This is a genomic window from Inquilinus limosus (genome assembly GCF_002195995.1).
GTDB classification, from domain to species: domain Bacteria; phylum Pseudomonadota; class Alphaproteobacteria; order DSM-16000; family Inquilinaceae; genus Inquilinus; species Inquilinus limosus_C.
The window spans coordinates 1-12103 of record NZ_NHON01000132.1 but is presented as its reverse complement, the minus strand read 5'-3'; the positions used below and the strand labels follow the sequence as shown (position 1 = coordinate 12103).

Sequence of the window (12103 nt, the reverse complement as noted above, 5' to 3'; positions counted from 1 at the left end):
GTAGGGGGAGGGGGCTGTCGATGAAGGGGACCGATCTTGCCGAGACCGCTCGACCGGTGCGAACCCCCTCCCCCAACCCCCTCCCGCGAGGGGAGGGGGGACTCACTGGGATGGAAGCGCCGGGGCGGCGCTCCCGTGCTCGCCTACCGGTATTCGCCGGCCAGCTTCTCGACCTGGGCGATGTTGTCCTTGGTGATGAAGCCGGGGCCGGAGTTGATGTTGTTGCTGGGGATCACGCCGTAGCGGACGTAGTTCGCCAGCAGCACCACCGGCAGGTAGCCCTGCAGGTAGGGCTGCTGGTCGATGGCGAAGGTCACCGTGCCGTCCTTGATGCCGGCGGCGATCGCCGGGCTCAGGTCGAAGGTGGCGAAGAAGATCTTGCCGGCCTGCTTGTTGGCCTGCAGCACCTGGATCGTCGGCTCGGCCGAGTTCGGCCCCAGCGTCAGGATGCCGTTGGTGTCCGGATGGGCGCGCAGATAGGCCGAGACCTTGGTCTGCACCTCGCCCGGGTCCATGCCCGAATCGACCATCTGGTCGCCCAGCTTGACGCCGAGGGCATCGGCGAAGCCCTGGCAGCGCTCCACCGAGGCCGGGTTGGTGATGTAGTGGTTGACGCAGAGGAACTTGGTGACGCCGGCGGCCTTGGCCTTCTCGCCCGCGCCCTTGCCGGCGTCGTATTCCGGCTGGCCGATATGCATCAGCGCGCCCAGCGCCTTGCTCTGCTCCGCCGTGCCGGAATTGATGGTGATGACCGGGATGCCCTTCTTCACCGCGTCGGTGATCGGGCCCTTCAGCACGTCGAAATCGGCGATGGTGATGATGATGCCGTCGGGCTTCGACGCGGTGGCCTGCTGCACGATGCGGGCCATGTCGGCGAGGTCGCCGGTCGACGGGTTCTGGTAGTCCACCTTGGCGCCGACCTGCTGGCCCGCCTCGCGGATCGCGGTCTTGATGGTGTTCCACCAGCTGTCGGAATCGGGGGCGTGGCTGATCAGAACGAAGCGCTCATTGGCCGCCTGCGCCGCCTGGGGCGCGGCCGCCAGGCCCAGCACCATGGCGGCGCTCATGGCCGCGCCGCACAGCAATGTCCGAAGCATTCCTGGTCCTCCCTCGGTTTCGTCGCCCGATTCATCGGCGCCGGAGGAGGCCTCAGCCCGGGTCCGCCGCCGAAGTCGGTTGATCACGAGAATTGAACAGGATTTTTAACCGGAACGCAATTCAGAATTTCTGTTCTATTTCTGGTCAGGCCGTTTCACGGCCAGCCTGATCGGGACCGCCGGCGCCGCGCAGCCCGGCCTCCAGGATCGCCGCGGCGCGGCCGGCCAGCGCGTCCAGCCCGCCGTCGCGCACCAGATCGTCGGCCAGCTGGCCGGAGATGACCAGCAGCGCCAGCCCGTGCAGCTGGGCCCAGGCGGCCACCACCGCGGCGCGGTCCGCCCCCGGCGCCAGGCTGTGCACGGCCCGGCGCAGCCCGTCATAGGCGCGCTCGCCGACCGTCCACAGCGCCGGGTCGGCCGATTTCTGCAGCCCGCCGTCGAACATCAGCCGGTACAGCCCCGGCTGCTCGCGCGCGAAGCCGAGATAGCCGCGGAACCCCGCCGCCATCCCGGGCCCCGGCGGCGCCTTCGCGATGCAGTCGGACAGGGCCGCGAACCCCTCCGCCGCCACCGCCGCCAGCAGCGCCTGCCGGGTCGGGAAGTGCCGGTACGGCGCGTTGTGCGAGACGCCGACGCGGCGGGCGACATCGCGCAGGCTCAGCGCCTCCGGCCCCGCTTCCTCCAGCAGCGCCCGCGCCGCCGCCACCAGCGCCCGGCGCAGGTCGCCGTGATGGTAGGGCTGCCCGGGGGCCTCCGGCTCCGATGTTGACACGGTCCACATCCAATTCTATGTTGCTGATGTCAACATCGGCCGGATCGGTTCTGCTGTAAAGGTCGCAACGATGCTGTCGCTCGCTCTCGCCGCGCTGTTCTGGGTGGTGCTGCATCTCGTCGTCGCCGGCCCGCTGCGCCCGGCGCTGGCCGGCCGGCTGGGGGAGATGGGCTATAGCGGCGTGTTCTCGGTGCTCAGCGCCGCCGGGCTGGTCTGGCTGGCCCTGGCCTATCGCGGCGCGCCGTACGAGCCGCTCTGGGCTCCGGCGCCCTTCTGGGTGCCGGCGGTGCTGGTGTTCCTGGGCTTCGTGCTGCTGGCCTACAGCCTCGGGCCCGGCAACCCGACCCAGGTGGCGGCGGAGCGGCTGGGGCCGGAGCTTCCGGTCGCGGGCATCACCCGGATCACCCGCCATCCGATGCTGTGGGCCTTCGCCCTCTGGGCGCTCGCGCATCTGACCGTGAACGGCCACCGGGCCGGGGTGCTGCTGTTCGGCGCCATCCTGGTCACGGCGCTGAACGGCATGGCCTCGATCGACCGCAAGCGGGCGGCGCGGCTGGGCCCGGCCTGGGACGACTTCGCCCGCCGCACCTCGCGCCTGCCCTTCGCCGCCATCCTGGCCGGCCGCGGCGAGCTGAGGCTGGGCGAGCTGGCCGTCTGGCGCCTGGGGCTGGGGATCGCCCTCTACGCCGCGGCGCTGTGGCTGCACGGGTTCCTGTAGGACGGGCCGGGGCGGAGCGGAAGGAAGCCGCTCGCGCCTTCGGTCGCTAGGGGGGCCGGGTCGGCAGCCGCATCTGCTTGCGCAGGCTCCTGTCGAACATCAGGACGTCGATCCGGCCGGTTCGCGAGAACACCTCCTTGACGATAGGTTCATATGCACCTATTTTGGTCGGCATGTCACATTCGCGCTCTCTTGACGACGAAACCGCCGACCTGATCGCCCGCACCTGCCTGTGCCAGCGCATCCAGCGGGCGGGGCGGATCGTCGGCCGCCGGTTCGACGAAGCGTTCCGGTCGCTCGGGATCAACAACTGGCAGTTCTCCGTCCTCCTCGCGCTTCGGCAGCTTCGATCCCCGACCATCGGGGACGTGGCGGAGGTGCTCGGGATGGACCGTACGACCCTGACCAAGAACCTGAAGCCGCTCGCCCGGCGCGGGCTTCTGCGCGTGACCGCCGACGAGCATGATGCGCGGGCGCGGCGCATCACTTTGACGGACGCCGGCGAGGAGATCCTCGCCAGCGCCAAGGAGGGCTGGCATCAGGCCCAGCGGGCGGTGACGGCCGGCCTCCCGCCGGATCATCTGGCGCAGCTGACGTCCTCGCTGGAGCGCTTTCAGGTCACGGGCAGGGGGTGAGCGATGGCCACGAGGCTCCCGGGCTCGGCATATACGTGCATATACACTGATCTCCGGGCGCGGACCCGCCCGGGTTTTCCGGAACGCCTGTCCCCCTTGTCGGAAACCCGCTCATGACCAAGACGCGCCTCCTGCTGTTCGTGGCTCTGCCGCTGCTGGCGATCGGCGCGGCGGGCGCCGTCGTGGCGTCCGGAGCGACCGGGGAGCGGCGGGCGGAGGACGATCCGCGCAGCGCTCCGCCGGTCGTCGCGGTCGCCGAGGCCAGGACCGTCGGCCATGCCGAGCGGGGATTCACCGGCTCGATCGCGGCGCGGGTGCAGAGCAATCTCGGCTTCCGCGTGCCCGGCAAGATCGTCGAACGCCTGGTCGATGTCGGCGAGCGCGTCGCGGCCGGCCAGCCGCTGATGCGCATCGACGAGACGGATCTGCGCCTCGCCCTGGCGGCCAGGCAGAACGCGGCGGTCGCCGCCCGCGCGGTCGCGGTGCAGGCCCGTGCGGACAATGCGAGATATGCCGACCTGCTGGCGAAGGGATGGGCGACGAAGCAGCGTTACGAGCAGGCCAGGGCCGCGCTGGACTCCGCCGAGGCACAGCTCGCCGCGGCCGAAGCCGAGGCCCGGGTCGCGGCGAACGAGGCCGGCTATTCCACCCTCATCGCCGATGCGGACGGCGTCGTCGTCGAAACGCTCGGCGAGCCCGGCCAGGTCGTTTCGGCCGGACAGGTGGTGGTGCGGCTCGCCCATGCCGGGCCGCGCGAGGCCATCGTCGCCCTTCCCGAAGCCGTCAGGCCGATCCTGGGCGCGCAGGCCGAGGCGACCGTCTACGGGCTCGACCGGCGGCGCTGGCCCGCCCGCCTGCGGCAATTGTCGGATTCGGCCGATCCGCAGACCCGGACCTACGAGGCACGCTACGTGCTGGACGGCGACGCGGCGTCGGCGCCGTTGGGCGCGACGGTGACGCTGTGGGTCGCGGATGCCGATGCCGCCGACCTCGTCGAGATCCCGATCGGCGCGGTCCTGAACGACGGCGGCAGGACCGGCGTCTGGGTGGTCGACCAGGCCGCGTCCACCGTCGGCTTCAGGCCGGTGACGATCCGCCGGCTGGGCGGTGAGACCGCGATCGTGTCCGGCCTCGAGCCCGGCGAGCGGATCGCGGCCCTGGGGGCCCATCTCCTCCATGACGGCGAGGCCGTCCGCACGCTGGTCGCAAAGGCGGATGCGCCATGAGCTTCAACCTCTCCGCGCTCGCCGTCCGCGAGCGTTCGGTGACGCTGTTCTTCATCATCGCCATCGCGATCGCCGGCGCCGTCGCCTTCCTCAAGCTCGGCCGGGCCGAGGATCCCGCCTTCACCGTGAAGGTGCTGACCGTCACCACCGCCTGGCCGGGCGCGACGGCGCAGGAGATGCAGGATCTGGTCGCCGAGCCGCTCGAGAAGCGCCTGCAGGAGCTGCAATGGTACGACCGGGTCGAGACCATGACGCGGCCCGGGCTCGCCTTCATGACCCTCACCCTGAAGGACAGCACGCCGCCGGCCGCGGTGCAGGAGCAGTTCTACCAGGCCCGCAAGAAGCTGGGCGACGAGGCCCGGGAACTGCCCGTGGGCGCCATGGGCCCGTTCGTCAACGACGAGTATTCGGATGTCAGCTTCGCGCTTTATGCGCTGAAGGCCAAGGGCATGCCGATGCGGGCGCTGGTCCGCCAGGCCGAGGCGATCCGCCAGCAACTCCTGCATGTGCCCGGGGTCAAGAAGATCGACATTCTCGGCGAGCGGCCGGAACGGATCTTCGTCGAGTTCTCCTATGCCAGGCTGGTCACGCTCGGCGTCTCGGCGCAGGATATCTTCGCCGCCCTGCAGCGGCAGAACGCGGTGACGCCGGCGGGGTCGATCGACACCGAGGGGCCGCAGGTCTTCATCCGTCTCGACGGCGCCTATGACGACCTGCAGAAGATCGCCGACACGCCCGTCGCCGCCGGCGGCCGCACCCTCAAGCTCTCCGACATCGCCGATGTCCGGCGCGGATACGAGGACCCGGCGACCTTCATCATGCGCCATCAGGGCGAGCCGGCGCTGATGCTGTCCGCGGTGATGCAGGACGGCTGGAACGGCCTCGACCTCGGCCGCGCGCTGGAGGCGGAGACGGCGAGGATCGCAGGCAGCCTGCCGCTCGGGCTCAGCCTGACCAAGGTGACCGACCAGGCCGTGAACATCACGGAATCGGTCGACGAGTTCATGCTGAAATTCGCCATGGCGCTCGGGGTCGTGCTGCTGGTCAGCCTGCTCAGCCTCGGCTGGCGGGTCGGCATCGTGGTCGCGGCCGCGGTTCCCCTCACCCTCGCCGTCGTCTTCCTCATCATGCTGGAGACCGGCCGCTTCTTCGACCGCATCACCCTCGGCGCCCTGATCCTCGCGCTCGGGCTGCTGGTCGACGACGCCATCATCGCCATCGAGGTGATGGTGGTGAAGATGGAGGAGGGGATGGGCCGGATCGCGGCCGCGGCCTATGCCTGGAGCCATACCGCGGCGCCGATGCTGTCGGGGACGCTGGTGACGGTGGTCGGGCTGATGCCGGTCGGCTTCGCGCGCTCGACCGCCGGCGAGTATGCCGGCAACATCTTCTGGATCGTCGGCTTCGCCCTGATCGCCTCCTGGATCGTCGCCGTCGTCTTCACGCCCTATCTGGGCGTGAAGCTGCTGCCCGAGATCAAGCCGGTCGAAGGCGGGCACCACGCCATCTACGACACGCCGAACTACCGGCGTCTGCGCCGGGTCATCGGCTTCGCCGTGCGCCGCAAATTCCTCACCTGCGGCGCGGTGGGCGTGGTCTTCGCGCTCTCCGTCATCGGCATGGGCGCGGTGAAGCAGCAATTCTTCCCGACCTCCGACCGTCCCGAGGTGCTGGTCGAGGTGCGCATGCCGGAGGGCACCAGCATCGAGACGACGGAGAAGACGGTCGAGACGGTCGAGCGCTGGCTGGCGGACCAGCCGGAGGCGAAGATCGTCACCAGCTATGTCGGCCAGGGCGCGCCGCGCTTCTTCCTGGCCCTGTCGCCGGAGCTGCCCGACCCCGCCTTCGCCAAGATCGTCATCCTGACCCCCGACGCGGAGGCTCGCGAAGCCCTGAAGCATAGGCTGCGCACGGCCGTGGCCGAAGGGCTCGCGCCCGAGGCCTATCTGCGCGTCACCCAGCTGGTGTTCGGGCCCTACACGCCGTTCCCGGTCGAGTTCCGGATCACGGGGCCGGATGCCGGCGAGCTGCGCCGGATCTCCGATCAGGCCCTCGCCGTCATGCGGGGCGTGCCCGACGTGCGGCAGGCCAATCGCGACTGGGGCAACCGCGTGCCGACCCTGCGCTACGTCCTCGACCAGGACCGGCTGCGCCTGATCGGCCTGTCGCCGGCGGAAGCGGCGCAGCAGCTGCAGTTCCTGCTGACCGGCGTCACGGTCACCCAGGTGCGCGAGAACATCCGCACCGTCGACGTGGTGGCCCGCAGCGCCGGCGGCGAACGGCTCGACCCCGCCCGCCTGAGCGATTTCTCGCTCACCAGCCGAGACGGGCGGCTGATCCCGCTCGACCAGATCGGCCATGCCGAGGTCCGCATGGAGGACCCGATCCTGAAGCGGCGCGACCGCACCCCGACGATCACCATCCGCTCCGACATCGGCGAGGCCACCCAGCCGCCCGAAGTCTCGATGCGCGTCCTGCAGGCGCTGCAGCCGCTGATCGCCTCGTTGCCCGCGGGCTACCGCATCGAGACGGGCGGCTCGATCGAGGAGGCGGGCAAGGCGAATGTCGCGCTCGCCGCCGTGTTCCCGATCATGATCGCGCTGATGCTGGTCTTCATCATGCTGCAGGTCCGCTCCTTCTCGGCGACCGCCATGGTGATGCTGACCGCCCCGCTGGGCCTGGTCGGCGCCGTGCCGGTGCTGCTCGCCTTCAACCAGCCCTTCGGCTTCAACGCCATCCTGGGGCTGATCGGGCTCGCCGGCATCCTGATGCGCAACACGCTGATCCTGATCGGGCAGATCAAGGAGAACCAAGATGCCGGGCTCGACGACTATCACGCCGTGGTCGAGGCCACGGTGCAGCGCGCCCGCCCCGTCATCCTGACGGCGCTCGCCGCCGTGCTGGCCTTCGTCCCGCTCACCCATTCGGTGTTCTGGGGCTCGATGGCCTACACGCTGATCGGCGGCACGGCCATCGGCACCGTGCTCATCCTGCTGTTCCTGCCGGCGCTCTACGCCGCCTGGTTCCGGGTGAAGCCGGCGGAGGCCGTCTCGCCGGAAGCGGGAATCGGCTCAGGTCACGAACCAGAGGCAATCCCCGCGCCGGCCGGCGCCGAGTAAGGGCGCACCGGCGGGATCAAGACGGCCCGCCCGGGAGAGAGAGAGAGAGAGAGAGAGAGAGAGAGAGAGACGGCGCTCATCGCTCGCGAAGGACGCACCCCGTCCGCTGCCGCGCTATGATTGCACGGCTTCTTGTAAGGGGCGCATCCAACCCCCTCACCCTCCCGTCGCCAACGCGACGGGCCCCTCCCTCTCCCCGAGGAGAGGGAAATAAGTGCCGCGCTCTCCGGTACCTCTCCTTGGGGAGAGGTCGAAATCGCGACAGCGATTTCGGGTGAGGGGGTGAGCCGGCCTCTCCGAAGGCGCCTCAGCCGATCACCTCGCGCAGCGCGCCGACCACGCGCTCGACATCGCCGTCCTGCATCGCCGGGTACAGCGGCAGCGACAGGCAGCTGGCATAGAAGGATTCGGCGCCGGGCAGGGGCCGGCGGCCGTAGAGGTCCTCGTAATAGGGCTGCCGGTTCACCGGGATGTAGTGCACCTGGGTGCCGATGCCCTTGGCGTGCAGGGCGCGCACCACCTGGCCGCGGGTCTGGCCGAGCGCGGCGAAGTCGATCAGCACCTCGTAGAGATGCAGCACCGGGTCGCAGCCCGGCGCCTTGGCGATCGGCCGCAGCGCCGGGGCCAGCGGCGCCAGCGCCGCGTCGTACAACGCCGCCAGGGCCCGGCGCCGGGCCTTGAACCAGTCCAGCTTGCGCAGCTGGCTGATGCCCAGCGCCGCCTGGATGTCGGTCAGCCGGTAGTTGAAGCCGATCTCCTGCATCTCGTAGTACCAGGGGTTCACCCCGGCCTGGGCAGGGTCGACCGCCAGCTCGGTGTTGACGAAGGCATCCGGGTCGCGGGTCATGCCGTGCGACCGCTGCCGCGCCAGCTTCTGCTGCAGCGCCGGATCGGCCGAGGTGACCATGCCGCCTTCGCCCAGCGCGATCGTCTTCACCGGGTGGAAGGAGAAGCAGGCCAGGTCGGAATGGGTGCAGGCGCCGACCTGGACCCGGCCCTCCGCCGTCTCGTACTCGGTGCCCAGCGCGTGGCAGGCATCCTCGATCACATAGGCGCCGTGGCGGCGGGCGATCTCGGCGATCGGCGCCAGCGGCACGGTCTGGCCGGCCAGATGCACCGGCAGCACCGCGGCGAACCGGCCTTCGGGATGGATCTGCGGGATCCGGGCGATCGCCGTCTCCAGATCCTCCGGCCGCATCAGCCCGGTCTCCGGGTCGACATCGGCGAAGACCACGTCGGCGCCGACGAAGCGGGCGCAGTTGGCGGTGGCCAGGAAGGTCACCGCCGGGACGACGCAGACATCGCCGGGCCCGAGGCCCAGCGCCAGCGTCGCCAGGTGCAGCGCCGCCGTGCCGTTCGAGCAGGCGGCGGCGAAGGGCGAGCCGGTGGCGGCGCAGAAGGCGCGCTCGAACTCGCCCACCGTCGGGCCGGTGGTCAGGTAGTCGGCCTGCAGCGCCCGGGCGACGGCGTCGATGTCGTCCTGGTCGATATACTGGCGGCCATAGGGCAGGAAGGTCACGGTGATCGCCTCCGAACCGCGCGGGCCCCAAGGAAGCGGGCCCCAAGGAAGGGAACGGGGGGACGGCCCCGGCGGGCCGTCAGTTCGCGTGCCGCTCCAGGATCTCCAGCAGCTCGCGGTCGTCCAGCCATTCGGTGTTGTTGTCGCTGCAGTAGCTGAAGCGGTCGGGCACCGGCTTGCCGCCCGCATCCTCGGTGAAGGAGGTGCGGGTGTATTCGCCGAATTGCGGCTCGATCACGTAGCGGTCGGCCAGCTCCACCGTCGCATGCGCGTCGTCGACCGCGATCATCGCCTCGTGCAGCTTCTCGCCCGGGCGGATGCCGACGATGCGGTGCGGCAGGTTGGGCGCCAGGGCGTGGGCCAGCTCGGTGATCTTCATGCTCGGGATCTTCGGCACGAAGATCTCGCCGCCGCGCATCAGCTCGAAATTCGACAGCACGAAGTTCACGCCCTGCTGCAGCGTGATCCAGAACCGGGTCATGCGGTCGTCGGTGATCGGCAGCGAATCCGCCTTCTGCTCCAGCAGCTGGCGGAAGAACGGCACCACGCTGCCGCGCGAGCCGACGACGTTGCCGTAGCGCACGACGGCGAAGCGGGTGCCGATGTCGCCCGACAGGTTGTTGGCGGCGACGAAGGTCTTGTCCGAGGCCAGCTTGGTGGCGCCGTACAGGTTGACCGGGTTGCACGCCTTGTCGGTCGACAGGGCGATGACCTTCTTCACCCGGTTCTGCAAGGCCGCCCAGACCACGTTCTCGGCGCCCATGATGTTGGTGTGGATGCATTCCGACGGGTTGTGCTCCGCCGCCGGGACCTGCTTCAGCGCCGCCGCGTGGATGATGTAGTCGACGCCGCGGGTGGCCAGCGCCAGCCGCTCGCGGTCGCGCACATCGCCGATGAAGAAGCGCATGCAGCTGTGCACCTCGGCCGGATAGGCCGCCCGCACGGCGTTCTGCATGTCGTACTGCTTCAGCTCGTCGCGCGAGAAGATGATCAGCTTCCGCGGCTTGTATCGCTGCAGGATGGTGGAGACGAATTTGCGCCCGAAGGAACCGGTGCCGCCTGTCACGAAAAGGACCTTGCCGTTCAGGTCGACAAGGTTGTCATCAAAAGTGCGATACATGAATCACCAGCGCTGTTGAACCGGACGGCCAGTCGTATCGAAACCTTGAGGGCCGGTTCGAAACCGCGCCGGCCCCCGGATATGAACAACCCAGCCTATACCCTGCGCGCGTGGTGCTTTGCAATGCGGCCGAGCCGGTCCTCTGCGGCGGGCCCGGCGCGGCTGCGACCCGGGTCCTAATCCGCCGGCGGGACCTCGCGGATGCGGGTGCCGAACGCCTCCAGCCGCCGCACCATCTCCGCAGGGTCGAGCAGGGTTTCCGGCAGGTGCAGCCCCGGCGCCACCGGCCCGCCGCCGGCCAGGCCGAGCAGGCGCTCGACCGCCGAGGCGATGCCCAGCGCCGTCAGCGGCGCCTGGCCCTCGGGGTGCACCAGCTCATGCCGGCTGCGCCCGGCGGTGCCGTCGGGGCGCTCGCCCGCCATCTCGATCGCGATCTCGGTCGAGAAGGGCTCGCCGCGCCGGCGGCTGGCCGATTGGGCATAGGCGAGGTCGAGGCGGATCCAGCGGGCGCCGGTGGCGGCGGCGAGGCTGACCACATCCATCGGCGAATAGGCCTGGGCCGGCAGCACGACCCCGTCGACGCTGCGATAGGGGGCGGCCGCGTCCTCGCCGCCGATCCAGCGCCATTGCCCGTCCTGCAGCACCTGGACCCGCGAGGTGGCGCCGACGATGCGGTCATAATCGGCGGCGGCGGCCGGCCCGCCCATATCCTGCTCGTCCAGCAGCACGCCGATCCGGATCTCGTCGATCCGCCGGTACGCTCGGCCGAAATGCAGGGCGGGGAACACCGCGGCGCCGGCCAGCCAATGGCTGGCCAGCAGCACCGGCGCGGTCGGCCGGTGGATCGCCTGCGCCACCTCCGGCCCGATCTCGAACACGCCGCTGGAGGTGCTGACATAGGGCACGCCGCGGGCCTGGGCGGCGCGCAGCGAGTTCAGGGTCGCGTCCTTGACGAAGACGGCGACGGCGCCGAACTCCCGGCCCGGCTGGCCCAGATCCGGCCGGTCCAGGTCGATCGCGGCGGCGTCGGCGCCGCCGATCTCGCGGGCCACCGCCTCGGCTCTGCCGAGGTCGCGGCCGCCGATGGTGATCGGCAGCTCCGGCTGCAGCCGACGCAGCGTGCGGGCGGCGCGGGCGCCGACGACGCCGGATCCGCCGATGATGAGAACGGGTTTGTGCTGGGTCGCGGGCATCGCCATGTTCCTGAGTCAGCGCGGCCAGGCCTCGTCGTCGGCCGCAGTAACTTACAGATAGTAAGTTACCAATGGTAATTTCAAGGCCGGGCTGCGGCCTCGGCTGAGGAGCGCGGATCAGGAGATGAGCCCCACGCCTGCGAAGAAGCTGCCCAGGGCGGAGCGGCGCGACCAGCTGCTGGACACGGCGCTCGCGATCGTGCGCGCAGAGGGGACGGATGCGCTGACCCTCGCGCATGTTGCGGAGCGTGCCGGCGTCAGCAAGCCGATCGCCTATGAGCATTTCGGCACCCGGTCCGGCCTGCTGATCGCCCTCTATGAGCGCATCGACGACCGCCAGGTGGCGGCCCTGCTGCAGGCGCTGGAGCGCACGCCGCGGCGGCTGGCGGACGTCGCCCGGGTGATGAGCCGCGCCTATATGGCCTGCTACCTCACCGCCGGGCCGGAGGCGCTGGCGATCACCGCGGCGCTCAGCGGCGACGGCGAGATGGAGGCGTTCCACCAGCGGCTGCTCGACCGCTACGTCGCCTTCTACCGGGACGCGCTGGCGCCCTATTCGGCCCTGCCGCCCGACGCGCTGCACCTCCGCTGCGTCGGGCTGATCGGCGCGGCGGAGGCGATCTCGCGCGACATGCTGCGCGGCCGGGTGGACGAGGCGGGGGCCACAGGGGCCCTGGCTGCGCTGATCATCGGCGGGGTGGGGG

General features: G+C 70.4%; 10 protein-coding genes. 5 read left to right on the top strand and 5 right to left on the bottom strand.

Annotation, left to right across the window (positions count from 1 at the left end; translation table 11 throughout):
- Positions 1-143: 143 nt before the first annotated feature.
- Together BWR60_RS33345 and BWR60_RS33340 are read right to left on the bottom strand one after the other, a co-directional pair.
- Positions 144-1097 carry a sugar ABC transporter substrate-binding protein gene (locus BWR60_RS33345; protein WP_088157191.1) on the bottom strand — a complete coding sequence of 318 codons (954 nt, stop codon included), beginning with the start codon at positions 1095-1097 and terminating at the stop codon, positions 144-146.
- A gap of 145 nt (positions 1098-1242) precedes the next feature.
- Entirely contained in the window at positions 1243-1869 is a 627-nt protein-coding gene (locus tag BWR60_RS33340; protein WP_179222055.1) for a TetR/AcrR family transcriptional regulator, read from the bottom strand.
- Positions 1870-1939: 70 nt separating this feature from the next.
- Here BWR60_RS33340 and BWR60_RS33335 point away from each other — a divergent pair, with 70 nt between their 5' ends.
- The 4 genes from BWR60_RS33335 (at position 1940) to BWR60_RS33320 (ending at position 7567) form a co-directional block, all read left to right on the top strand.
- Positions 1940-2587 carry an NnrU family protein gene (locus BWR60_RS33335; protein WP_088157187.1) on the top strand — a complete coding sequence of 216 codons (648 nt, stop codon included), beginning with the start codon at positions 1940-1942 and terminating at the stop codon, positions 2585-2587.
- Positions 2588-2664: 77 nt separating this feature from the next.
- Positions 2665-3222, top strand: a complete 558-nt coding sequence (locus BWR60_RS33330; RefSeq protein ID WP_218823799.1) for a MarR family winged helix-turn-helix transcriptional regulator — start codon at positions 2665-2667, stop codon at positions 3220-3222.
- Positions 3223-3335: 113 nt separating this feature from the next.
- Entirely contained in the window at positions 3336-4448 is a 1113-nt protein-coding gene (locus BWR60_RS33325; RefSeq protein ID WP_088157183.1) for an efflux RND transporter periplasmic adaptor subunit, read from the top strand.
- Positions 4445-7567, top strand: coding sequence for an efflux RND transporter permease subunit (locus BWR60_RS33320; protein ID WP_088157181.1), 3123 nt, complete (start codon positions 4445-4447; stop codon positions 7565-7567). Before BWR60_RS33325 ends, BWR60_RS33320 begins: the two co-directional genes overlap by 4 nt.
- 307 nt (positions 7568-7874) lie before the next feature.
- Here the strand turns inward: BWR60_RS33320 and pseC are convergent, their stop codons facing one another.
- The 3 genes from pseC to BWR60_RS33305 form a co-directional block, all read right to left on the bottom strand.
- Positions 7875-9086, bottom strand: a complete 1212-nt coding sequence (gene pseC, locus BWR60_RS33315; protein ID WP_230983261.1) for a UDP-4-amino-4,6-dideoxy-N-acetyl-beta-L-altrosamine transaminase — start codon at positions 9084-9086, stop codon at positions 7875-7877.
- A gap of 79 nt (positions 9087-9165) precedes the next feature.
- Entirely contained in the window at positions 9166-10206 is a 1041-nt protein-coding gene (pseB, locus tag BWR60_RS33310) for a UDP-N-acetylglucosamine 4,6-dehydratase (inverting) (RefSeq protein ID WP_088157177.1), read from the bottom strand.
- 176 nt (positions 10207-10382) lie between these two features.
- Positions 10383-11399: a saccharopine dehydrogenase gene (locus tag BWR60_RS33305; RefSeq protein ID WP_088157175.1), complete on the bottom strand. Its 1017-nt coding sequence runs from the start codon at positions 11397-11399 to the stop codon at positions 10383-10385.
- Positions 11400-11523: 124 nt separating this feature from the next.
- Here BWR60_RS33305 and BWR60_RS33300 point away from each other — a divergent pair.
- On the top strand, positions 11524-12103 hold a 580-nt coding region (locus BWR60_RS33300), incomplete at its 3' end, for a TetR/AcrR family transcriptional regulator (RefSeq protein WP_144445847.1).

Bases quoted from the DNA above. Each gene is read 5' to 3' on its own strand.
- BWR60_RS33345 (WP_088157191.1), bottom strand. From the start codon at position 1,097: ATGCTTCGGACATTGCTGTGCGGCGCGGCCATGAGCGCCGCCATGGTG.
- BWR60_RS33335 (WP_088157187.1), top strand. From the start codon at position 1,940: ATGCTGTCGCTCGCTCTCGCCGCGCTGTTCTGGGTGGTGCTGCATCTC.
- BWR60_RS33325 (WP_088157183.1), top strand. From the start codon at position 3,336: ATGACCAAGACGCGCCTCCTGCTGTTCGTGGCTCTGCCGCTGCTGGCG.
- BWR60_RS33320 (WP_088157181.1), top strand. From the start codon at position 4,445: ATGAGCTTCAACCTCTCCGCGCTCGCCGTCCGCGAGCGTTCGGTGACG.
- pseB (WP_088157177.1), bottom strand. From the start codon at position 10,206: ATGTATCGCACTTTTGATGACAACCTTGTCGACCTGAACGGCAAGGTC.
- BWR60_RS33305 (WP_088157175.1), bottom strand. From the start codon at position 11,399: ATGCCCGCGACCCAGCACAAACCCGTTCTCATCATCGGCGGATCCGGC.